The sequence below is a fragment of the Chroogloeocystis siderophila 5.2 s.c.1 genome, from assembly GCF_001904655.1.
GTDB lineage: Bacteria > Cyanobacteriota > Cyanobacteriia > Cyanobacteriales > Chroococcidiopsidaceae > Chroogloeocystis > Chroogloeocystis siderophila.
In genome coordinates this window covers 253,956-276,948 of the sequence record NZ_MRCC01000006.1, presented here as the reverse complement: position 1 = coordinate 276,948, position 22,993 = coordinate 253,956, and the positions used below count along the sequence as shown (strand labels likewise).

Genomic DNA, 22,993 nt, shown 5'->3' with positions numbered 1-22,993 from the left:
GTATTACCTTGTTATAAAAACATTCATTAACCAAGACAGCGGCGAATTGTTGCTTCTAGTTCTTCAATAATATAGGGCTTCTTGATGTATTCCTTACATCCTGCACGCAAAAAGCGTTGCTGATCTTCTTCTCTTGCCATTGCTGTCACCGCCACAATAGGAATTTCCATTGTTTCTGGGTTTTGTTTTAAGCGCGATACTACCTCAATTCCATCCAAATCGGGCAGCATCATATCTAATAAAATCAAGTTTGGTTGATAATTTTGTGCCATGATCACTGCTGTTTGACCATCAGTTGCCGTAATGTGAGAACACTCAATCAATATGAGTAACTGTGCCAATAGCTGCAAATTGTCTTCATTGTCATCTACAGCTAAGACTAACGGTTGTCTTAGCTGATCCTGCTGAGGACTATTAGAAGAACTTTGCAAATTCATATTCATACTTAGGAGAAGCCGCAAAAGCGTATGACTAATTTTTGTAGCCGTTGCGGCGAGGCATTCCCCAAGTGGTGCATAAAACAGCACTTGCAATGGACTGGCTCGCAGTCTATCCACCAATTTCGCAATGGTCTGTTGTTGGCGGAGAACATAGCAACCTAGTAAAAGGACTATATAGTCTTTCTAATTTTACAATATTGTTATAAATAAATACATCTTTAGACAGAAAAATTTACGACTCTAGATAGATTGACATTGCCTCAAAAGCCACATTATTAAATGATGTCTTAGATTTCTATCACTCGATGCAATTATCTGTCTTTAGGCTGTTTGAGTATGCGAATAGAATTTGATAATTTATTGAGGCGTTATTCCTATTAATATATCTTTCTTAATTGATAAGTTTATGGAGGAAAATATTCCCACCAATTGCATTCAGCTAGAGGCGATTTTAGCGCAACAGATTCAGGCTTTATATTTTAATCTGCTAGGACATTTACCTGAAAAAGTTGTCTGCAATTTATCAAACCAAAATTTAACTGTTATAGTTGAACATCCAACAACTCCACCTGAAAGGCTCCTTTTAGAAAATCGTAAAAACGATTTAGCGCAAGAAGTTGGTTGGAATTTATATAAAGCTATTGAACCACAACTCAAACAATTAATCGAGGAAGTTCTTGACGTCTCTGCAGTAGATATGCTTGGCAGTTCTAATATCGACTCGGATCGGACTAGTATCATTGTCGTTTTAGCTGCTAAGCCAGTTTAACCACAACTAAGCTGTGGCGGCGGTGAAGCACAAGTAGCGGAAAATCAGATCTTCTAAGTCGTCTAGCATATAGGGCTTAGTGAGGTAACCGTCGCAACCAGCCGCCATGACGCGATCGCAATCTTCTTCTTTTGCTAGCGCTGTCACTGCAATCACAGGGATATCTTGAGTTTGCGGATTTCTTCTCAAATGATATAACACTTCGACGCCATTCAAATCTGGTAGCAAAATATCCAATAGAATTAAATTCGGCTGATACAGCTGCGCTAATGATAAAGCCGTTTTACCATCTGTGGCAGTCATGCACGATAAATTACTACCTTTTACTACTTCAGTTACTAAATATAAGCTATCTTCGTCGTCATCAACTGCGAGAACCAGTGGCTGATTCACTATCTGTTTGTTGCTTGTTAAGAGTACTTCCAACTTTACTACTCCCTAAACGGAAGGTCTTCAATCTATGAGGCAGTCCTCACAAAATCACGTTTGAGGCACTCCCTAAGCGGCGAGAGACGGCGCTTACAGTGGACTGGCTCGTAGATAACTAACCCACTCATTTACATTCTGTGCATGGGGTCGAGTGAAAAGCGGGACAAGCTAACACGATTTGAATTTATTTTGTCTTCTTTAGTTCAGTTTAGACTGAATCGATGTCTAAAATGAGAATCCCTTAAACTTATGCAACATAATAAACTGTTGCACTAAAGTTCTTACACGTGAACAGATACAAGGATTTTGAGTTACATAATTTCCTACCTTTACAACTTGTTACTCTATTTAATATTTTTTTAATATCTTACCCGCTACTAAACATTTTGGCAACCGTAAAAGCATAAGTTTGAAATATCTTATATGTAGGCTGCGATCACCACTTGATAATGGTTACGCTCGATACATTAGGCAAATTTACTCAGAAATAATCAATGAGCTTTTACACGATCTTTTTATAATTAAGATGACAAAAAAAAGCGATAATTTAATCAGAAAAAGCGATTATGGGAGCAAAATAAAAATTTTCTGTAATGAATTTATCAAAGAGGTCAGGTAATGGGTATCGCTACAATTAATCCCGCAACAGGGGAAACGCTGAAAACGTTTCAGCCGCTGACCGATGCCGAAATTGCAGATAGACTGAAGCAAGCACAAACAGCCTTTGAGCAGTATCGTTGGTTGTCAATTGCCGAGCGATCGCATTATATGCAGGCTGCGGCAGAGATTCTAGAACAACACAAAGCGGAATACGCGAAGTTAATAACCCTAGAGATGGGGAAACCGTTACAAAGCGCGATCGCCGAAGTTGAAAAATGCGCGTTGGTATGTCGCTATTACGCAGAACACGCCGCCGAGTTTCTCGCAGATGTCGCAGTTAAAACAGACGCAAGTCAGAGTTTCATCCGCTATCAACCGTTAGGAATCATTTTAGCAGTTATGCCGTGGAATTTTCCCTTTTGGCAAGTTTTTCGGTTTGCAGCACCCGCGTTGATGGCAGGAAACGTAGGCGTACTCAAACACGCGTCTAACGTACCGCAGTGCGCATTAGCCATTGAAGATATTATCCAACGTGCGGGTTTTCCCCTAGGAGTTTTTCAAACGTTGTTAGTAGGCGCTGACAAAGTACCCGCGTTGATTGAAGATGAACGCGTCAAAGCCGCAACGTTAACCGGAAGCGAACCCGCAGGCGCAAGTTTAGCCGCCCATGCTGGCAAACAAATAAAGAAAACGGTACTCGAATTAGGCGGTAGCGATCCCTTTATTGTGTTAGCAAGTGCTGACATTGAAACAGCTGCGACAACGGCTACTACCGCAAGAATGCTTAATAATGGTCAATCGTGTATTGCTGCTAAACGATTTATCGTTGAAGATGCGATCGCCGACAAATTTGAGAAATTATTGATAGAACACTTTCAAGCGCTCAAAGTGGGCGATCCGATGCATCCTGATACCCATATTGGACCATTGGCAACGCCAGGAATTTTGCAAGATTTAGATCAGCAAGTGCAAAATTGTATTGAAAGTGGCGCAAAAGTTCTCGTAGGGGGAAAACCGTTATCGCGTCCAGGAAACTACTATCCACCAACGATTTTAAGCGAGATCTCTGCGGGTTCGGCGGCATACAACGAAGAATTTTTTGGGCCAGTGGCACTTTTATTTCGCGTTTCCGATATCGACGCAGCGATTCAACTTGCCAATAATACGCCGTTTGGGTTGGGTGCTAGTGCTTGGACTAGCGACGCACACCAACGGGATCGCCTAATTTCCGAATTAGACGCTGGTGCAGTTTTTATTAATGATTTAGTGAAATCCGATCCGCGTATGCCCTTTGGTGGAATTAAACGTTCCGGCTATGGTAGAGAATTGGGCATTCAAGGTATCCATGAGTTTGTCAATGTTAAAACAGTGTGGGTAAGGTAGGAGCGAGGGGTGAGAGGCTAGGGATGAGTTTTGAGTTAAAGACTTTCTTAGTTTCCCTGTTCTCAAATTTGTCCCCTGATCCCCATCCTCTGACCTCTTTCTAAGGAGAAATGTATGAATACAGCAGAATTATTAGTGCAATGCCTAGAAAACGAAGGCGTGCGCTACGTTTTTGGCTTGCCAGGAGAAGAGAATTTACACGTCCTCGAAGCGCTGAAAAATTCTTCAATCCAATTTATCACAACGCGGCACGAACAAGGTGCAGCGTTTATGGCAGACGTCTACGGACGCTTAACTGGAAAAGCGGGAGTGTGTCTTTCGACATTAGGTCCTGGGGCGACGAATTTGATGACAGGAGTTGCTGACGCGAATTTAGATGGTGCGCCCTTGGTAGCAATTACAGGACAAGTGGGAACGGATCAAATGCACATCGAAGCCCACCAGTATTTAGATTTAGTGGCAATGTTCGCCCCTGTAACAAAGTGGAATACGCAAATTGTTCGTCCTAGTAATACACCCGAAATTGTCCGGAAAGCTTTTAAGCGATCGCAAAGTGAAAAACCTGGTGCGGTTCATATTGATTTACCAGAAAATATTGCCGCAATGCCCGCTACAGGTAATCCTTTAAAGACGGACAAATTAGAAAGAACATACGCGGCGTTTCATAGTATTACTGAGGCAGCAACAGCGATTTCCAATGCACATAACCCGATTATTCTCGTTGGTAACGGCGCGATTCGTGCTGATGCAAGTGAAGCTGTCACTGAGTTTGCTACACAACTAAATATTCCGGTTGCTAATACTTTTATGGGGAAAGGCGTGATTCCTTATAAGCACCCACTAGCACTATGGTCAGTGGGTTTGCAACAACGCGATTATATTAATTGTGGTTTTGATAATACTGATTTAGTTATTGCAATTGGCTATGATTTAATCGAGTATTCCCCGAAAAAATGGAATCCTGATGGTAAAATCCCAATTGTTCATATTGGTGAAACTCCCGCAGAAATTGATAGTAGTTATATTCCTCTGGTTGAAGTTGTTGGCGATATTTCGGATTCGTTATACGAAATTTTAAAACGCGCAGACCGCGACGATAAACCCGATCCTTATGCCTTAGAATTACGCGCAGATATCCGCGCTGATTACGAACAATATGCTAACGATGATGGCTTTCCAATTAAACCCCAAAAACTCATCTATGACTTGCGCCAAGTGATGGGACCGGAAGATGTTGTGATTTCAGATGTCGGGGCGCATAAGATGTGGATTGCACGACATTATCATTGCGATCGCCCAAATACGTGTTTAATTTCTAATGGCTTTGCGGCGATGGGAATCGCCATTCCTGGCGCGGTAGCGGCGAAACTTATTTATCCTCATCGCAAAATTGTTGCAGCGACAGGTGATGGTGGTTTTATGATGAACTGCCAAGAGTTAGAAACTGCTTTGCGCGTTGGTACGCCATTTGTCACTTTAATTTTTAATGACGGTGGTTATGGCTTAATTGAATGGAAGCAGCGCAATCAATTTGGCAGTTCTTCTTTTGTCCATTTTGGTAATCCTGATTTTGTAAAATTAGCGGAAAGCATGGGACTCAAAGGCTATCGCGTTGAAGCGACAATTGATTTTATTCCTATTTTGAAAACAGCGTTGGCGCAAGATGTTCCGGCGGTGATTGATTGTCCTGTTGACTATCAAGAAAATTATCGCTTTACGCAACGCGCGGGAGAATTGAATTGTATTGTGTAAATTGAATTTTTTGTAATCACTAAAAAGTTAAATTTGTTACTGATTGTTTAACTCAGCGAGTGTCTTAATCAGAAAGCGTACAAGTTACAATCTGATAAAGGAGACTCCATTGAACTTACTGAGTAAAAAAATCACAGCTGTTTTAACTAGTACATATATTTCAGCTGTTTTTACTCCAACAGTAGCAAGCATATCAAGTCTCTCAGTGACATCTGTCGCAAATGCAGCTAGACCAACAACCATGTCTACCAATGGCATGGTTACAACTCCACACTACCATGCTTCTCAAGCTGCCCTCGAAGTGCTTAAAAGCGGTGGTAATGCAGTAGATGCGGCCATCGCTGCAGCTTCGACTTTAGCTGTCGTCTATCCGCATATGAATAGCATTGGCGGCGACAATTTCTGGCTAGTTTATAACGCCAAAACCAATGAACTAAGGGCGCTCAATGCTAGTGGTCGTGCAGGAGAAAAAGTCACAATTGCATTTTATCAAAAACAGGGTTACGAAAAGATTCCCTCTAGAGGATACTTAGCAGCAAATACCGTACCTGGAGTGGTTTCAGGGTGGCAAGAAGCCTATAATTATGCTCAAAAGACGATGGATAATTCTCTGCCTTGGAATCAGCTATTTACTGCTGCTATTAGTTATGCCGAATCAGGTGTTCCCGTAACGCCAAGTCAAGAAATTTGGACAAAGCGAAATATTGATGAAAAAGATCAAGAATTTCGTGCATTACAACGTTTTCCAGCTTTTCGCCAGACGTATTTAAAAGCTAATGGAGAAGTTTATCAAGCTGGAGAAATCTTTAGACAACCACAACTTGCACAAACTTTAAAGCTTATTGCAAGTCAAGGAGCAGATGTATTTTATCGAGGTGAAATTGCTCAGCGCATTGTCACCGATCTCCAAAAAAATGGTGGACTTTTAACGTTGCAAGATTTTGCGCAGCACACTTCCGACTGGGTTAAACCAATCTCTACAAATTATCGTGGATATCAAGCTTATAATTTCCCTCCCCCTACTCAAGGAATAGCCTCACTATCAATTCTCAATATCCTGAACAACTTTGATTTGCGAAAAATTGGAGAAGGAACAGCAGACTACTATCACCTCATTGTTGAAGCTACCAAACAAGCTTTTGCCGATCGCGATAAATATGTTACTGACCCTGCATTTGTGAAGATCCCTGTTGATTCGCTGTTATCCGTAAACCACGGTAGACAATTAGCAGCCCGAATCAATATGAATCAAACGTTAAAAGAAGCAAAGCCGCTCGATCCTAAAGGCGATACTGTGTGGTTAGGAGTCGTAGATAAAGATGGAAATGCTGTTTCTTTAATTCAAAGTATTTATCATGATTTCGGTTCAGGAATTGTTGCTGGAAATACTGGAGTATTATTGCAGAATCGTGGTAGTTTCTTCTCGTTAGATAAGAACCACATTAATCGTTTAGAACCAAGAAAACGGACTTTTCACACTTTAAATCCAGCAATGCTATTTAGAAATGGAAAACCATATTTAATATATGGCACAATGGGCGGTGAAGGTCAACCACAAACCCAAGCAGCATTAGTAACTCGTATTGTTGATTACGGCTTTAGTGTTCAAGAGGCAATTGATGCACCAAGATGGTTACATGGACGTACTTGGGGAGCATCTTCTAATGACCTAAAAATTGAAGGACGAGTTCCAGAAAATGTGACTGCGGAATTAGCTAAACGCGGGCATCCTGTGAATGTGGTTGATGATTATACTGACACAATGGGACACGCTGGCGCTATTTTGGTTGATCCGACAACGAACGTACTACATGGTGGGGCTGATTCTAGAGGTGATGGATCAGCCGTAGGCTACTAACACGATTTGGCTTCTAGAATAATTTGGGGTAGAGTGAGCATTGTTCACTCTACTTTTTCATATTAACTAGCTACATAACTCGTAGGCTTTCTTATCTTGTAATTTTGGGAACTTTGAAGTTGAAGTTCGCTCGTTGTGGGAAATTTAGAGGGCGATCGCAGCACAGAGTCAACTTTAGCGCTACTTTTTTTGAATGAGATACTTTTAATGCATAAACTAAAGATGTGCTTTCTTGTATGGTTTTGTCAGAATTAATAAGGAGGATAAGTGTGTCTGACAACAAAGAACTAGACGTTATCGATGCAACGTCACCCGTAAGTGATGCAACTAAAGAGATTTTCGTTGAAATCTTACTCAATGGCGGTTTTCGCTACCAAATTAAAGTTAAATCGGATAATCCATTACTGCGTAGCTTGATTGCGGCTTTTTTGGCGCGAACTCAGGGAAAACAAGATAGCTATTTATTCCAAATTCCCATTGACGAAAATAAATCAAGCCTCTGCTTTACCAGCGATCATCTTGTCGGACTAGTGACACAACCGCCAATCTTACTACGCAGAAAGCAAGAGTTCGACACTGAGTAATTTTGCGGTACATACTATCGCGGGCGTAGGAAATGTCATCAAGTTCCGCTGATGTGGCAGACTAATAAGCTAAAGATAGCTCGTGCTGATTGCCAATTACTTGATGCAAATTGCCACTTGGAACGTTAATTCAATTCGGACTCGCCAAGAACACGTTGTTGCTTGGTTACAGCAAAATTCCGTTGATGTGTTGTGTTTGCAAGAAACCAAAGTTGTCGATGCAGATTTTCCGCGATCGCCTTTTGAACAACTTGGCTATCATGTCTATGCTTCTGGACAAAAATCATACAATGGTGTGGCAATTCTCAGTCGTTCGCCGTTAACAGATGTCAGTACAGGATTTACACCAATATTAGGCGAGGCGATCGCCGACTTATCCGAACTTGATGCGCAAAAACGTCTGATTACGGGGGTAATAGCAAATGTGCGGATTGTGAATCTTTATGTCCCAAATGGCGCAGCAGTTGGTAGTGATAAGTATGAATATAAATTGCGGTGGTTGCAAGTTTTACGCGAATACCTGCGATCGCTTTTAGTTTTATCCGCTAACATTTGTATCTGTGGTGACTTTAATATTGCACTCGAAGACCGCGATCTACACGATCCCGCAATTCTTACAGGGCACATTATGGCATCAGAACTTGAGCGACAAGCACTGCGTGAAATCGTAGAATTAGGCTTTAGCGATGCTTTTCGTAAATTTACTTCTGAAGCAGGACACTACAGCTGGTGGGACTATCGCGGTGGCGCTTTTCGCCGTAACCTAGGTTGGAGAATTGACCATCATTATCTCACGCAGGATCTATACAAACAAGTAAAAAGCTGCTTTATTGATATCACTCCCCGAAAGTTACCAAAACCAAGCGATCATGCTCCTGTTGTTGTCGAATTTTAGCTTTTAAACTTGGCATTAGGAATTATTGGCGACTATCTAATATCAAACTTCAGGGACAATGCTGCTATGTTTCTAGTCACAGGTGCAACAGGACAAATTGGGCGGAGAGTAGTCAGATTGCTGCGACAGCAGGAATTACCTGTACGCGCTTTTGTTCGGCTTAATTCTCGCTATGGAGAGTTGGAACACCGAGGCGCAGAAATTTTTATTGGTGATTTGCGCCAAGAAAAGGATATTCACAAAGCTTGTCAAGGAGTGCAGTACATCATTAGTACGCATGGTTCGGATGGCGATGCTTTAGCACTAGATTACCGCGCCAACATCGAATTAATTGACCACGCGCAAGCACAACAGGTGCGACACTTTGTCTTTATTTCGGTATTGGGTGCAGATCGTGGCTATGAAGATGCTCCCACATTCAAAGCCAAACGCGCAGTCGAACAATATCTCCAAGCGAGTGGTTTGAATTATACGATTTTTCGCCCTGCTGGATTATCATCGAATCTGCTATCACTTGCTGAACGATTTCGCCAAACACGAATGTATTTATTGATAGGCGATCCCAAAAATCGTACTTCAATTGTCAGTACAGACGATTTAGCGCAAATGGTGGTGAAGTCGGTTTCGGTTGGCGGCGCAAAAAACCAAATCTTACCCGTAGGAGGACCAGAAATTTTACAGCGTGAAGACGTTCCCCACATTTTTGGTCGCGTTTTTAATCAAGAACCAATCATTATTAATCCACCCTTATTTGTTATCGATGGTTTTCGTACTGTATTAGGGTTACTAAATCCTCCAGTTCAGAAGACTTTAGGAACTTTTCGCACTTTGCTTGCTAATGAGTTTTTCTGTACGCATGATGAAATTGCACACCTAGAGTCAGTGTTTAATTTGAAATTAGAAACTTTAGAGAGTTTTCTCCGCCGCTATTTGGCGGTTTAGGTTAATCAGTGTGTAAACGTAATTAAATGGGTAACGAGAAAGCATTTAGCAATTCCCTCATAAGCTAATCGCTACTGATTACCATTTACCAATGACCAACTTTTTAGTGATGTTCATTTTTACCCACTTACTGAGTAGATACAAATGACATTTTCAAACGCGATACACTCGCTTAGTGCGATAGTCTTAGCTGGTGGGAAAAGTTCGCGGATGGGCGAAGATAAAGCTTTGCTACCAGTCCAAGGAGTCCCACTGTTAAAACGCGTGTGTGATGTCGCTAGCAGCTTATGCAATTTAGTTTACATTATCACGCCTACACCTGAGAAATATCAACACTTATCTCTGAACAATTGCCAATTTGTGCGTGAAGTTCCACTTTCGCAAGAAAATCTAAGTACACCAACTTCAACCAAGGTCACTTTACCTTTACCACATGGTCCATTAGTTGGTTTTGCGCAAGGACTTGCGGTGGTGCAAACCGATTGGGTATTATTACTTGCTTGCGATTTACCAAAACTGCAAATAGAGGTACTGCAAAATTGGGTAGAAGAGTTAGAAAATGTTCCTGAAGATGCGATCGCTGCTTTACCGTGTCACGACAAGGGTTGGGACCCGTTGTGTGGCTTCTACCCCCGTAGTTGTTTCCCTGTATTGAATGCTTTTATTACCCAAGGCGGGCGGTCGTTTCAATCTTGGCTTGCACAACACCCCGTACACATTTTATCGTTACCAAGTACAGAAATGCTTTTCAACTGCAATACACCTGAGGATTTGGCTTTGGTAGATGATACTCGCTAACAAGAAATTAGGAGTGGTCAAATTGCCCCAACTAGCGTTTATCCCTGACCTCTGCTATCAATTAACGGTTTGGGTTTAGCAATTCCGTATCCTTGCGCATAATCTACGGGCAATTTTCGCAGCTTTTCTTGAATAGCTTCGTTTTCAACAAATTCTGCGATTGTTTGTAGTTCCATGACTGTCGCAATGCGGCTAATTGCTTCTACCATACTGTAGGCGATCGCATCTTGGACAATATCTTTTACTAAAGAACCATCAATCTTTAGGTAATCAACTGGTAAGCTTTTTAAATACGCAAACGAAGACATTCCGCTTCCAAAATCATCTAAGGCAAAATAGCATCCAAGATTTTTCAGTTTTTGAATAAATCCCACTGCTTGACTTAAATTAGCGATCGCTAATGTTTCGGTTATTTCAAAACAAATACTTGATGGTGGAATTTGATAGTATGCAAATTGAGCTTGCACAAAATCAACAAAACTGTCATCATTGATACTTGCACCCGAAAGATTCACCGCGTAAATTGTATTCTCTTCGGCTTGCGATCGTGCTAGGTGTGCAAACAACGTAGAAATTACCCAACGATCAATCAGATGCATTAAGTTATAACGTTCAGCCGCTGGAATGAAAGCCATTGGCGGGACAATTTGACCATTCTCATCTTTTAAACGCAATAGAATTTCGTAATGTTGTTGATGGTTTTCCCCGATTAATGAGGCAATTTCTTGATAAAATAAACAGAAGCGATTTTCTTCCAATGCTTTAGGAATTTGCGATACCCATTGCATCTCGCCTCGTTGCTGGGCTATTTCGCGATCGTTCTGTCGATAAACATTAATTCGATTGCGCCCTTTATTTTTCGCTGCATAACAAGCCGCATCCGCAGCGCTTAAAACGCTACCTAAGTCAGGAGTATCTGCATTAATAGCAACAAGCCCAATACTCGCACTAACTGAAAAAACTTTCTCTTTCCATACAAATGGGAAATCATTCAGTTGTTGTCGTAGGGCTTCGGTAATTCGAGTAGCTTGTTCCAAAGAACATTGATAAAAAATGATGCCAAACTCATCGCCGCCTAAACGTGCTAAAATATCCGTTTTACGTAATCGATTTTGAAATAAAGTACTGACTTGGCGTAGCAAGTGATCTCCCGCTACATGACCACAAGTATCATTAATAATTTTAAATTGATCGACATCTAAATAACACAATACATGGTTTATACCTTTATTTTTTGCACTATTTAAAGCATTTACCAAACATTGCTCAAATTCGCGACGATTGACTAGCCCAGTTAGCGAATCATGACTTGCTTGCCAAGATAGACGTTGTTCGCTTTCGCGCAGGGCTATCTCAACTTTCTTACGGTCAGTAATATTTCTTACTACAATACAAAAAGCATCTTTTTCGTTATAAAAAATTTGAATTGCACTTGCTTCAACATCAACTAAAGAACCATCCTGGCGCTGATATTTGTATTCGCGCGTGACATTATGGTCTTTTGCTAAAATTTGTTGAAGATCGGTATCAATCTGCTCGCGATCGCCAACTATAATATCATACAGTGTAAGTTGTAAAATTTCATTTTCACTATAATCCAATAAAGCTTGTAACGCTACATTGGCTTCTAGTATAATTTTACTTTGGGCATCTACTAAAAAAATACCTTCAAAAGCTTGCGTTACAACTGCGCGATAACGTTCTTCGCGTTCTTGTCGTTCAAATCTTAATAAAATTAAGCGGTCTAATAAGGGTAATGTTACGCCAGTAAAAATGAATCCAATTAACACTAATAATACTAAAAGATAGTGTAAACTGTTAACGCCTTGCTGGTAGATCGTGCGAGATTTATCTGTACGTAAAATTGCTACAGGCTTATTGTCGATATCTGTCAGTAGAATATAACCAGCAATTAGGCGATCGCTAAGGGGGCGAATAAAAACTCTTTGCGTTGGCGAGAGTGATGCTAAAGCTATCTGAAAATCTGGCGGTAGTGTCTGACTTAGGCTATGTAATGTGAGGTTTAAACGGCTTTTTTTCGCTAAGGTTGCAATTTTTGTTGTATCAAGATAGCGCCCAAAGATTAATGTTCCGCGAATTGGTTCTTCACCTTTACTATTGATAACCGGTCGCGAAGCAATCAGCATTGGGCCTTGAGGTAGAGCAACGACTCCCGATATACTACTATTAACGTTAGAGTGTTGTAACAAGTGCTGGTGACTTGCAATATACTGATTTAATGTTTTTGGTATGCCTATTTTTTGATTTGTTGTTAAATCAAATTCTGCGCTATAAACAATGTGATTTTTAGAATTAAGAAAGACTGCGGCGTTAATCTGAACATTTTGGATTGATTCTGGAGTGATATTAACTTCAATGTATTCTCTATTACTATCTTGCACGAATTGATACGTGTCATCCCACATTGCCCAGTCGGTTACGCGTAGGCTAAAATCTGCCTGCGATTGCGCAAAAGTATCTAAAAATCCTTCAACGTTTTGGTAGGTATCTTCAATTTCAACATTCTCCAAGCTTCTCAGTAAAATAGTGGCGGCAGTAGCATATAATACAGTTGCTAAAGTTGTGATCGCACTACAAAATAAGATTCTTGCTTGCCACCGTAAACTACAAGATTTACGTTGTACAGGCTTATTTAAGCCACTCTTGTTATCATCTGCCCGTTTTGCTTGCGTCCCTAATTGATTCAAACAATTTTTCGATTGAGGACTTGAATTCGCTTGTGTTGTCGAGGAATGCCAGCGAGAAGAGGACATGATATAAACTCAGTTTCTCTACTTTAGAGTTGAAAGCTGAAAATTGCTTGTTCTTACTGTTCCCGTAAAATTACTAATACACACTTTGAATAAGTATTTTTTATATGAAATACATAGTTAATAAAGTGAGCTAGTATTTTTCACTGATTAACCGTAAGTTTACTGAGAAAACCTCTTACAGATTTCATCTCTAAGCACGTTTTTTTATTCAGCTACGAAAAATATAACTAATGAGAGATGCCAATCTTCAGTAAATACTGTAAGCTAATAATCGAATAAATCAAGGCAATTTTAAGGAGATAATTATGAGTATTGAAAACCGCGCCGAAGCTGTTGCTAAAAATGTAGAAGGCAAGCTTCAAGAAGCTGTCAGTGAAATTACGGGTAGTACAAAAGATAAAGCTGAAGGTCAAGCAAAGCAAGAAAAAGCCGCAGCAATGCACGCAATCGAAGACGCTAAAGATGCGGTAAAGGATACGATGTAATTCGATTACAAATAAAAAATTGTATCCAGCAGACATTTCGCTTGCTGGATTTTGTTATTTGGATGCTGTACTACAAATTTAAAGGTTGCAAGCGATCGCCAATCGCGATTGTACCGCTAGTAATGACTTTGGCAAGAACTCCTGTTTGCTTGTGATGAAAATGCTGTTGTAGTAAAGAAAGTAGTTGTAAATCTTGCTGTCCTGTTTTAGGATTTACATTAATATTTAAACAGCGATTGATTGGGGCAGTCACTTCGATTTGTGCAGAACCTATTTGAAAATGTTGTCCTATCCAATCAAATTCTGTCCAGGCTGGTATACCTTCAAAGACAATATTAGGACGAAAACGTTTTACCTCTACTTGCTGTTTAGCGATGTCGCTGAGTTGGTCTAACGTTGCTTGATTGATGAGTGATATGTGTACTGTATTGCGATCTGGGTAGCGCGTTTTTCCATCGTTTTCACCAACTAACCGTAACGGTGATTTCACATCAGTTGCAAGATAGCCAGTAAAAAATGAACTGATTAAGTTGCGTTCATCCAAATTATTTGTTTTAGCTGCGAGTAATTCGCTATCTTTGTGCTTAATCGTTAATAATGTACTTTGAAAATCGTAGTGACAACTCAAAGCGGCTAATGCAGGAAGATCGCATTGCATTGCAAAATTACGCTTATGCATCCACGGAACAACATAATCGGAAGATGCAGAATTATCATACATCAATGCAAAAGCGCGATCGCCAATGACACCATGTCCCGCTTGCAAGTTCACCTGAGTTTCAGCTTGCGGCGTTAGCCCTTTGACTGGATGAACGAATAACTCTGTAATAATACTTGACATTTTGCTTTTACAAAACTTTATAAAGAATACTTTATATAAATCTCTATCCCACTACTCTTAACAGAGTACTGCTAAACCGTGTAAGCTTAATTTCGACTTCAAGAACTATAGTGGAGGGTCTCAATGAAGCGATCGTGGTTGCAAAGAATAAAACTGCGGCAGATTGTTACTGTTTTTCTCGTTGCATTGACGTTTATGGTGAGTACAGCGATGCAAGTACAAGCTGAACCTGTGACACCAGAAGCGACTGCGTATCAAGTTGACCGTGTAGATAGTCAGGGACGTCCTAAAGCTGAAAAACTAAAAGAAGAGGCTGAAAAAGCCGAAAAACTTTTAGAAGAAGAAGGCTACAAATCAGCAACTAAAACTGCGGCGGAAAAAGCCCAAGATAATAACAAAGGTTTCTTTGAAAATGTCAAAGAGAAACTTAACCTCGATGAACCAATTGACCCTGGTACAAAGCAAGCTGCTGAACAACTTAAAGAAGCTGTCACTGGAGATTAATCGCGTTATCTGTGGCTAAATTTTAGGATCTTATATATTTTATATTGGTAGTAGTCTGAATTTTCATCAGGGCTACTACCTTATTTTTTTAATTCATAATTTGGCATGAAAATTAATTTTAATGATTTAAGTAATCAACTTATAGAAGCAACGTCAATCGAGCTTGCAAAAAGTATTAAAATTCAAGCGATCGCCACTCCATTTGCCCAAGCAATTACTACAGCTTATGTTCAAAAAGGTCACGGTGGTCAACCCATTTTACTTATGCATGGCTTTGATAGTTCTGTTCTAGAATTCCGGCGTTTACTACCGTTATTAGCAGTTAAAAATGAAACTTGGGCTGTTGATTTATTAGGGTTTGGCTTTACTGAAAGAATTGAAAATTTAGCTTTAAGTCCGAATACGATTAAAACACATCTACATTGTTTCTGGGAAGCTTTAATTGCTCAACCTGTAATTTTAGTGGGTGCGTCGATGGGGGGTGCAGCCGCGATTGATTTTACGCTGACTTACCCAGAAGTTGTGCAAAAATTAGTCTTGATAGATAGTGCAGGCTTTAGTGCTGGTTTTGCAATGGGAAAACTGATGTTTCCTCCGTTTGATCGACTTGCAACCGAGTTTTTACGCAATCCTAAAGTTCGTAATAGTATTAGTCGGGCAGCGTATAAAAACAAAAATTTAGCTTCAGTTGACGCACAATTATGTGCAGCACTACATTTAAATATGCCAGGATGGAATCAAGCTTTAATTGCTTTTACAAAAAGTGGTGGTTACACTTCTTTTAAAGATAAATTAGCGCAAATCGAGCAACCAACGCTGATTTTGTGGGGAGAAGACGATCGCATTTTAGGAATTAAAGATGCTGATAAATTTCAGCAGGCGATTTCTGATAGTAAACTTGTTTGGATTAAAGACTGCGGTCATGTACCGCATCTCGAACAACCCCAAATTGCTGCTGAATATATTCTTAGATTTTGTCAATCTGAATAATTATGATGTCAGCTTTGCGAATGAATTCGCGCCTAGATAGACAAAGCCCACCTCCGTGTACTAGCTAGAAGACAAAGTTTATTAATTACTAACCATGTCGCAAATAGTTAGCCGGACTATGGAAGAACTATTTACCCTTAAGGAATTGTTATTACAAGGTGAGATCAAAGGCGCATTAGCAATTATTGAAGAACTCGAAGAAATAAGCCGTGATGATAAAATTAGTGCTATTAGCAGTTATGCAGTTATCCTTTTGATTCATCCTATCAAACAATACGCTGAAAACCGTTCTACGCGCTTGTGGGAAGTGTCAATTCGTAATTCCATTCGGATAATTCAAAAAAAGAATAAACGTCGTCAAGCAGGCAGTTATTACCTACCACCAGAAGATTTACGTATTGCTTTAGAAGAAGCTTATCCAGAAGCAATTGACCGCGCTGCGTTAGAAGTTGAACAAGGACGCTAACAACCGGATGAATTAACCCGAAAAGTCAATCAAGAAGAGATTTTACAGCAAGCAATGACGCTTATATTAACTCAAGATTTATGATTTTTTGCTTAAAAGATTAACAATTGTTGCTAACAATTTAGCAGGTTCGACGGGTTTTGCTAAATGTCGGTTGAATCCAGCGGCGATCGCAGCTTGTTGATCGGTTTCGCCTGCATAAGCTGTTAGCGTGATCGCGAGTATCGCTCCTCCTTGATCCGGTGGTAAAGTTCTAATTTGCCGCATTAATGTATAGCCATCAACATTAGGCATTCCGATATCGCTAATTAGAAGCTGATATTGCGGTAACTTTTCTAAAACTTCGCTTGCTGATGCAGCAGCAGTGACTTGCGCACCGTATTGTTCTAGAGTTACAACGAGTAACTCGCGCATATCTGCTTCGTCATCAACGATTAAGGCGCGTATTCCCAATAGTGGTAAATCAGAGTTCTGGTAATGAATGCGATCGCCTGAATTTTCATCAACAATTTCAGATTCGGGAAGTGGTAGTGTAACGCTAAACGTTGCGCCTTTACTTTCGCCTTGACTATCAGCTTTCACTGTACCGCCGTGTAATTCGACTAAATGACGGACAATGGCAAGTCCTAATCCTAATCCACCAAATTTTCGCGTAATACTACTATCAGCTTGGCGGAAGTAATCAAACACGTGAGGAAGAAATTCTGGTGCAATTCCTTTACCAGTGTCGCTAACTTGAATTTGCACAGAAGAAGATGCTAATTTTTCCAACTTGACCTCTACGTGCCCGCCATGAGGAGTAAACTTGACTGCATTCGTGAGCAGATTCCACACAATTTGCTGTAACCGTGCTGCATCTCCAGCGATCTGAAATTCAGAATAACGCGCGGAATCTTCAATAATCAGTTGTAAGTGAATCGCTTTTTCCTCCGCTGTGAGTCGTACCGTTTCCAGGGCGGCTTCGGCAATTGTCACTAAGTTGACTTGCGTAATATTTAAACTCAGCTTACCGCGTAAAATGCGCGAGATATCTAGTAAATCTTCAATGAGGCGTGTTTGTAATTGGGCGTTGCGCTCGATTGTTTGTAAAGCCTTGCGCGTTGTATTTTCATCAAATTGACGAGTGAGAAGAAGTTTTGCCCAACCCAAAATCGGATTGAGAGGCGATCGCAATTCGTGTGAGAGTACCGCTAGAAATTCATCTTTAATGCGATTCGCGGCTTCGGCTTGCGATCTTGCTGTACGTTCGCGTTCGACGGCGCGATCACGTTCTTCTAAAGCAATTTTTTGATCGTGGATATCAGTACACGAACCAAACCAGCGAATAATTTGTCCCGTGTCATCGTGTAAAGGAAACGCCCTACCCAAAAACCAGCGGTATTCGCCATCAAAGCGGCGCAAGCGATATTCAATTTCGTAATTTTTCCCTGTTTGCAAAGACTTATGCCAAACTTCCCAACTGCGTTGTTGATCGTCAGGATGCAAGACATGATTCCAGCCAGCACCTTTCGTTTCTTCCAACGTCAAACCTGTGTAATCGTACCAGCGTTGGTTGTAGTATTCATGGTAGCCATCAGGGAGTGTTGTCCAAAATAATTGTGGCATTGTATCTGCCAGCATCCGATAATTTAGTTCGCTTTCGCGGAGTGCAACTTCTGTATGTTTGCGATCGCTGATATCCAGATTCACGCCAATCATGCGGATTAGTTGACCAAGACTGTTGTAGAAAAAGCGACTTTTCGCCGCAATCCAGCGGATTTCCCCCGTTTGGGCGTGAAAAATCCGAAAATCGCCTTGCCACTCTTCGTCGCGAGTTTGCATTTTCTTTTGCCAACTTTGCTCAATCTGTACAATATCTTCTGGGTGAACCTGTTGTCGCCAGTGTTCGTAGGTACCGCCAAAACTACCAGGAGTTAACCCATAGAGAATTTCTAGCTGTTGTGTCCAAACAATATCTCCATTTACAGTGTCCCAAACAAAAACACCAATTTGCCCTGCTTGTTGTGACAGTTGCAACCAATCTTGACTTTTCGCTAAAGATTCTTCAGCTTGACGGCGTTCGGTAATATCGCGACTGACAACAAGTACCGATTCAACTGAACCGTCTGGTGCAAACTCTGGAATGAATATCGAGTAAAAGTACCATGTTTTAGAAGCAAGAGGAAAGTTAAATTCTAATATTTGTTGCTTGCTTGTCTTCAAAACTTCGGTGATCACATTTTTCCAATTCTGAGTATACATTTCTGGCATCCCGATTTCAGCATTGGTTTTGCCGATAAATTGGTGCGTAGGAATACCCGTAATTCGTTCAGCAGCTGGACTAATATAAAGATAGCGAAAGTCGTTGCTGTAGCGGCAAATCACATCAGGAGTATTCGACAAAATTGTTGTTAGCTGTGTTTCGCGTTCTGCGAGTGCAGCTGCTTGTTGCTTGCGTTGCGTAATTTCCTGAACAACAATATTGATCCCTAGAATGCGATCGTTAATATCGCGTAGTGGGTAGTAACTCACTAGCCAATCGCGCTCAATTCCTGGCTGCGCTGGGGTAGTACCACGTACTTCAGCATCTAAAATCGGTACTCCCGTTTGAAGTACTTGCGCAAACAACTTTGCTTGCACTTCACCTATTTCGGGTAAAAGTTCCTCAACAGATTTACCGATATGTTCTGCTGCTGGAATACCATTAATTTCTGCTAGGCGATCGTTGACACGTACATAGCATAGATTTGTATCTAAAAAGCAAAGTCCAACCGGCGCAGAGGTGTAAATTGCTTCAATTTCTTTAAGTTGTTGTTGTACTGTTTCCTCACTTTGATCTAACGCTTCTTCGGTTTGCTTGCGTTCATCAATATTTTCGAGAAGCATCATTCCTGCGACAATTTCCTGCTGTTCATTACGCACAGGTACGATTTGCACAGCGTAAACATGACTGCAAAAAACCATTTCGGTAATGAATTCTTGTCCTGCAAGCGTTGCACGATACAACGGCTCAATTTCTGCACAAGTTTTTGGCGGTAATACATCCCAAATCGTTTTACCTTCCAATGTTTCTTGATTAAAGCCCATGCTGGCTATTTCTTGACCCTCGCATAGCTCGTAACGTAAATTATCGTCAAATAAGAAGACAGCTGCTTTGGGGAGATTGCGTGCTAGAGTGCGATAGAGTGTCGTATCTTTAATGGACTTTATCAAAGTAAGTTCGCGGGCGATCGCATAAAATAATCCTGGTTCTGCCTCAAAACAAACAGTCCATCCTAACTTTTTGTATGAACTGTCACGACAAAGGTAGCGATTCTCAAAGTAACGTGTACGTTGATCGCTTGTTTGAATTTGAGCGATCGCCGCCTTTGTCACAGCACGATCTTCAGGATGAACCAATTCTATAAATTTTTGCTCTAGCAGTTCCCCATTTGCATACCCCAATGTCTTATTAAAAGCTGGATTTACCTGTTTAAAAATCCCATCCTTGCTAATGACACACAGTGAATCTAGAGAAAGTTCAAAGAAAACTGCTGTATCTACAGCTACAGAACTTTCCTGTTCGCTTGCTTGATTTTGCTGTGTTGATGGGACAGGCTGCATTCTGCCGAATTGTCCTTTAGAGTCAATGGATACTTAGTATAGCGATCTTAAATCATTATTTCTTTTTTAGGTATTTTCCGATTTGTTTTTTCAAAGCCTGACAACTTCAATAAGTTTGCGACCTATGATTTTATTAGCTTCACTTATATAAACAGACTATTTGCAACTATAGAAAATGCCATATTAAAGGATAGCGATACGGCTTATTTACATTTTTCACTGCATAAATAGTAGCAATCAATGGCATAATAAAGCTGATAATAGCAAGGAAAAAGAGCAAGAAAACACCAATACCTTCTACTAAGATAAGTATTGAGCTAATAACACCACAAATAATTATATTAATCGTAAAGTTGATGGCTTCTTTAGCATTGCCGCGCACAATTGAGTCATGAGTTGCTAGCAAAATTACAATCGGGACAAGAACTGGAATGACAACAGCGTTAAGCATCAAAGCAGCGTGACTTAATCCAGAAAGAAGTTTTCTTTTATCGGTGTCATTCATAATATTTTAAGGCGCTCAGTTTTAGGATATTTGTTTAGATAAATCTTGCTCCAGTCGCTCTAATAAAGTATTAACATCAGTTGCTAATTGGGCGTAACAAATAGGTGGTGCAGGCTCTGGTTCATAATGTATTAGCTTAAGTTGTTCGCTACCGATGCCAATAATTAAAACTTCTTTTTCAGGTTGATGATTATCAACAATACCTAGAATTTCTTGAATTTGATTTTCTACATTATCATTTAAAGTTTCAATTGCTGACTTTGGACAATAGACAAAATGCGGTTGTGGCTTTAAATTAATTCCTAACGTTCCTTGACTATCGCCATTTTCTAGCCATAATCCCCAAGACAAAGCTGCGAGTTCTTGCTGATTGACCTTGGCAAATTGATCTAGTTGACGTCGCCAAGTGTTTTCTTGAGAATGAGGTCGAGGGCTACCAAAAAACATAAGCAATTCAAAATTTAAAGACTGGTAATAAGAGCAAATCTGGTTAATTATTGATGATACAAGTGATAAGTGATTAGTGACTAGCAACTAACCACTAGCAACGGTTAAACCTGATTGTACCCGCCAAAGGCTCGCATAGATTCCTTGTTGGGCAACGAGTTGTTCGTGAGTACCTTTCTCAACTAGTTTGCCGTATTCCATAACGTAGATGCAATCCGCATTACGCACAGTAGATAGCCGATGCGCGATCGCAATCGTTGTACGATTCATCGTAATTTTCTCAAGTGATCGTTGAATGGCAGCTTCAGTTTCATTATCAACTGCGGAAGTTGCTTCATCCAAAATCAAAATTGGAGGATTTTTCAGAACCGCGCGGGCGATCGCAATTCTTTGCCTTTGTCCTCCCGATAACTTTTGTCCGCGTTCGCCAACGATGGTATCGTAATCTTGAGGAAGTTGCATAATAAACTCATGTGCTTCTGCAATGGTAGCAGCATGGACAATTTCGGCTGGTGTTGCGTCAAAACTACCATAGGCAATATTTTCGGCAACTGTGCCGTGAAACAAAAACACATCTTGGCTAACCAAACCAATTGCGCGACGCAAATCGTCAAATCTCAAATCGCGTAACTCAATACCATCAAGCGTAATACTCCCCGATTGCACTTCATACAACCGCAATAAGAGTTTTACCAAAGTACTTTTACCCGAACCTGTAGAACCGACAATTGCGACCGTTTTTCCCGCCGGAACCGACAACGATAAGTTTTCAATAACCGGATCGTGTCCATTATTATAAGCAAAGGTAACATGGTGCAATTCAATCTCACCCCGTACCTTCTCCACACGAAGCGATACATTTCCAGTATGAATCGCCACTGGAGTATCGAGTAAATTCATCACGCGACTTGTGGAAGCCATCGCGCGTTGATACTGATCAAACGTCTCGCCTAATCGCGTTAAAGGCCATAATAACCGCTGAATCAAAAATACCAATACGCTGTAAGTTCCAACAGTGATTGTCCCTTGCACCGCTGCCAAACCACCATAAAGTAACAATGCGATAAAACCTGCCAAAATAATCATGCGAATCAGTGGTACAAACGCCGCAGAAAGTGCGATTGCCTTTCTATTACTTTGACGATAAGCATGACTTTCTTCTTGTACCCGTTGGGCTTCGTAGTCTTCTGCAACAAAGCTTTTAATTGTCAACATTCCTGACAAATTATTTGAAAGACGCGAATTGAGAAAACCCACTTTCTCACGCACATCTGCATAACGCGGCGCTAACAATCGTTGAAATGCCACCGAACCCCAAAGAATAAATGGCATAGGAAGCATTGCCATCCAAGCTACACTTGGGGCCATAATAAAGAAAGCACCCGCAATCACAACTACCGTTGTTGTAACTTGAATTAAATCATTCGCACCAATATCTAAAAAGCGTTCTAACTGGTTGATATCATCACTCAAGATTGACATCAAACCGCCTGTACTGCGTTCTTCAAAATAAGCTAATTCTAATTCTTGTAAATGTTGATAAGTATCTAAACGTAAATCGTGTTGAATTGTTTGAGCTAAATTTCGCCATTGTCGGGAATGAGCATATTCAAAAAGCGACTCAAAAATCCAAAGAATAACAGTTAGAATGGAAAGAACAATAAATTGTGCATAAACATCTTGTACACCCCAACGAGCAATGATTGAATCTTGCTGATTGACAACAACATCAACGGCAATACCAATTAAAGCAGGTGGTGCTAAATCAAATACTTTATTTAACACTGAATACAGCGATGCCAACCAAATTTGACCGCGATATTGACGAGTGTATTCGAGTAAGCGATAGAGAGGATAGGGACGATGATTTCTTTTACTGTACTTTTGTTTCGACACTAAACCCACCTTGCTAGTACACAGATTAATTTGATAATTTATTCTTAAATTAT

Annotated in this window: 20 protein-coding genes; 12 read left to right on the top strand and 8 right to left on the bottom strand. The window is 40.5% G+C overall.

Annotated elements, in window-relative coordinates; translation table 11 throughout:
- Positions 1-26 precede the first annotated feature (26 nt).
- The gene (locus tag NIES1031_RS09435) at positions 27-557 is read right to left on the bottom strand and encodes a response regulator (RefSeq protein ID WP_236738774.1); all 531 of its coding nucleotides are present in this window, start codon (positions 555-557) and stop codon (positions 27-29) included.
- Positions 558-846: 289 nt separating this feature from the next.
- Between NIES1031_RS09435 and NIES1031_RS09430 the strand changes: the two genes are divergently transcribed.
- The gene (locus tag NIES1031_RS09430) at positions 847-1,209 is read left to right on the top strand and encodes a Na-translocating system protein MpsC family protein (protein WP_073549147.1); all 363 of its coding nucleotides are present in this window, start codon (positions 847-849) and stop codon (positions 1,207-1,209) included.
- 6 nt (positions 1,210-1,215) lie between these two features.
- Here NIES1031_RS09430 and NIES1031_RS09425 read toward each other — a convergent pair whose 3' ends face one another.
- Complete coding sequence (locus NIES1031_RS09425; protein WP_236738773.1) at positions 1,216-1,602, bottom strand: response regulator; 387 nt, start codon at positions 1,600-1,602, stop codon at positions 1,216-1,218.
- 654 nt (positions 1,603-2,256) lie between these two features.
- On the opposite strand from NIES1031_RS09425, the gene NIES1031_RS09420 reads away from it, so the two are divergent.
- The 7 genes from NIES1031_RS09420 to NIES1031_RS09390 all read left to right on the top strand — a co-directional run bounded on the left by NIES1031_RS09420 (position 2,257) and on the right by NIES1031_RS09390 (position 10,450).
- Positions 2,257-3,621, top strand: coding sequence for an NAD-dependent succinate-semialdehyde dehydrogenase (locus NIES1031_RS09420; RefSeq protein WP_073549145.1), 1,365 nt, complete (start codon positions 2,257-2,259; stop codon positions 3,619-3,621).
- 114 nt (positions 3,622-3,735) lie between these two features.
- Positions 3,736-5,373, top strand: coding sequence for an acetolactate synthase large subunit (locus NIES1031_RS09415; RefSeq protein ID WP_073549144.1), 1,638 nt, complete (start codon positions 3,736-3,738; stop codon positions 5,371-5,373).
- A 205-nt stretch (positions 5,374-5,578) separates the two neighbouring features.
- Positions 5,579-7,231, top strand: a complete 1,653-nt coding sequence (gene ggt, locus NIES1031_RS09410; protein ID WP_218596718.1) for a gamma-glutamyltransferase — start codon at positions 5,579-5,581, stop codon at positions 7,229-7,231.
- Positions 7,232-7,500: 269 nt separating this feature from the next.
- Positions 7,501-7,815, top strand: a complete 315-nt coding sequence (locus NIES1031_RS09405; protein WP_073549143.1) for a hypothetical protein — start codon at positions 7,501-7,503, stop codon at positions 7,813-7,815.
- Between the two features lie 103 nt (positions 7,816-7,918).
- Positions 7,919-8,710 (top strand): exodeoxyribonuclease III, encoded by a 792-nt coding sequence (gene xth / locus NIES1031_RS09400; protein WP_073549177.1) that lies wholly within the window; start codon positions 7,919-7,921, stop codon positions 8,708-8,710.
- A 66-nt stretch (positions 8,711-8,776) separates the two neighbouring features.
- Positions 8,777-9,652 (top strand): SDR family oxidoreductase, encoded by an 876-nt coding sequence (locus NIES1031_RS09395; protein WP_073549142.1) that lies wholly within the window; start codon positions 8,777-8,779, stop codon positions 9,650-9,652.
- A 144-nt stretch (positions 9,653-9,796) separates the two neighbouring features.
- The gene (locus tag NIES1031_RS09390) at positions 9,797-10,450 is read left to right on the top strand and encodes a molybdenum cofactor guanylyltransferase (RefSeq protein WP_218596717.1); all 654 of its coding nucleotides are present in this window, start codon (positions 9,797-9,799) and stop codon (positions 10,448-10,450) included.
- Between the two features lie 38 nt (positions 10,451-10,488).
- On the opposite strand, the gene NIES1031_RS09385 is transcribed toward NIES1031_RS09390, so the two are convergent.
- Entirely contained in the window at positions 10,489-13,224 is a 2,736-nt protein-coding gene (locus tag NIES1031_RS09385) for an EAL domain-containing protein (RefSeq protein WP_073549141.1), read from the bottom strand.
- 305 nt (positions 13,225-13,529) lie between these two features.
- Between NIES1031_RS09385 and NIES1031_RS09380 the strand changes: the two genes are divergently transcribed.
- On the top strand, positions 13,530-13,709 hold the full coding sequence (locus NIES1031_RS09380) for a CsbD family protein (RefSeq protein WP_073549140.1): 180 nt from the start codon (positions 13,530-13,532) through the stop codon (positions 13,707-13,709).
- Positions 13,710-13,779: 70 nt separating this feature from the next.
- Here the strand turns inward: NIES1031_RS09380 and NIES1031_RS09375 are convergent, their stop codons facing one another.
- Positions 13,780-14,550, bottom strand: coding sequence for an MOSC domain-containing protein (locus tag NIES1031_RS09375; protein ID WP_073549139.1), 771 nt, complete (start codon positions 14,548-14,550; stop codon positions 13,780-13,782).
- A 123-nt stretch (positions 14,551-14,673) separates the two neighbouring features.
- Between NIES1031_RS09375 and NIES1031_RS09370 the strand changes: the two genes are divergently transcribed.
- The 3 genes from NIES1031_RS09370 to NIES1031_RS09360 all read left to right on the top strand — a co-directional run bounded on the left by NIES1031_RS09370 (position 14,674) and on the right by NIES1031_RS09360 (position 16,510).
- Entirely contained in the window at positions 14,674-15,054 is a 381-nt protein-coding gene (locus NIES1031_RS09370) for a hypothetical protein (protein ID WP_073549138.1), read from the top strand.
- Positions 15,055-15,159: 105 nt separating this feature from the next.
- Positions 15,160-16,044: an alpha/beta fold hydrolase gene (locus NIES1031_RS09365; protein WP_073549137.1), complete on the top strand. Its 885-nt coding sequence runs from the start codon at positions 15,160-15,162 to the stop codon at positions 16,042-16,044.
- A gap of 94 nt (positions 16,045-16,138) precedes the next feature.
- Positions 16,139-16,510, top strand: a complete 372-nt coding sequence (locus tag NIES1031_RS09360) for a DUF29 family protein (protein ID WP_407919489.1) — start codon at positions 16,139-16,141, stop codon at positions 16,508-16,510.
- A gap of 78 nt (positions 16,511-16,588) precedes the next feature.
- On the opposite strand, the gene NIES1031_RS09355 is transcribed toward NIES1031_RS09360, so the two are convergent.
- The 4 genes from NIES1031_RS09355 to NIES1031_RS09340 form a co-directional block, all read right to left on the bottom strand.
- Complete coding sequence (locus NIES1031_RS09355) at positions 16,589-20,092, bottom strand: PAS domain S-box protein (RefSeq protein WP_073549136.1); 3,504 nt, start codon at positions 20,090-20,092, stop codon at positions 16,589-16,591.
- 166 nt (positions 20,093-20,258) lie between these two features.
- Entirely contained in the window at positions 20,259-20,597 is a 339-nt protein-coding gene (locus NIES1031_RS09350; protein ID WP_073549135.1) for a DUF4870 domain-containing protein, read from the bottom strand.
- A 21-nt stretch (positions 20,598-20,618) separates the two neighbouring features.
- Complete coding sequence (gene ccmS / locus NIES1031_RS09345) at positions 20,619-21,044, bottom strand: beta-carboxysome assembly chaperone CcmS (RefSeq protein WP_073549134.1); 426 nt, start codon at positions 21,042-21,044, stop codon at positions 20,619-20,621.
- Positions 21,045-21,131: 87 nt separating this feature from the next.
- Positions 21,132-22,940 (bottom strand): ABC transporter ATP-binding protein, encoded by a 1,809-nt coding sequence (locus tag NIES1031_RS09340; protein WP_218596716.1) that lies wholly within the window; start codon positions 22,938-22,940, stop codon positions 21,132-21,134.
- Between the last annotated feature and the right edge of the window lie 53 nt (positions 22,941-22,993).

Excerpts from the sequence above, each read along its gene's own strand:
- NIES1031_RS09355 (WP_073549136.1), bottom strand. The coding sequence starts at position 20,092 with ATGCAGCCTGTCCCATCAACACAGCAAAATCAAGCAAGCGAACAGGAA.
- ccmS (WP_073549134.1), bottom strand. The coding sequence starts at position 21,044 with ATGTTTTTTGGTAGCCCTCGACCTCATTCTCAAGAAAACACTTGGCGA.
- NIES1031_RS09365 (WP_073549137.1), top strand. The coding sequence starts at position 15,160 with ATGAAAATTAATTTTAATGATTTAAGTAATCAACTTATAGAAGCAACG.
- xth (WP_073549177.1), top strand. The coding sequence starts at position 7,919 with ATGCAAATTGCCACTTGGAACGTTAATTCAATTCGGACTCGCCAAGAA.
- NIES1031_RS09370 (WP_073549138.1), top strand. The coding sequence starts at position 14,674 with ATGAAGCGATCGTGGTTGCAAAGAATAAAACTGCGGCAGATTGTTACT.
- NIES1031_RS09360 (WP_407919489.1), top strand. The coding sequence starts at position 16,139 with ATGTCGCAAATAGTTAGCCGGACTATGGAAGAACTATTTACCCTTAAG.
- NIES1031_RS09375 (WP_073549139.1), bottom strand. The coding sequence starts at position 14,550 with ATGTCAAGTATTATTACAGAGTTATTCGTTCATCCAGTCAAAGGGCTA.
- NIES1031_RS09415 (WP_073549144.1), top strand. The coding sequence starts at position 3,736 with ATGAATACAGCAGAATTATTAGTGCAATGCCTAGAAAACGAAGGCGTG.
- NIES1031_RS09430 (WP_073549147.1), top strand. The coding sequence starts at position 847 with ATGGAGGAAAATATTCCCACCAATTGCATTCAGCTAGAGGCGATTTTA.
- NIES1031_RS09385 (WP_073549141.1), bottom strand. The coding sequence starts at position 13,224 with ATGTCCTCTTCTCGCTGGCATTCCTCGACAACACAAGCGAATTCAAGT.
- NIES1031_RS09395 (WP_073549142.1), top strand. The coding sequence starts at position 8,777 with ATGTTTCTAGTCACAGGTGCAACAGGACAAATTGGGCGGAGAGTAGTC.
- NIES1031_RS09350 (WP_073549135.1), bottom strand. The coding sequence starts at position 20,597 with ATGAATGACACCGATAAAAGAAAACTTCTTTCTGGATTAAGTCACGCT.
- NIES1031_RS09420 (WP_073549145.1), top strand. The coding sequence starts at position 2,257 with ATGGGTATCGCTACAATTAATCCCGCAACAGGGGAAACGCTGAAAACG.
- NIES1031_RS09380 (WP_073549140.1), top strand. The coding sequence starts at position 13,530 with ATGAGTATTGAAAACCGCGCCGAAGCTGTTGCTAAAAATGTAGAAGGC.
- NIES1031_RS09390 (WP_218596717.1), top strand. The coding sequence starts at position 9,797 with ATGACATTTTCAAACGCGATACACTCGCTTAGTGCGATAGTCTTAGCT.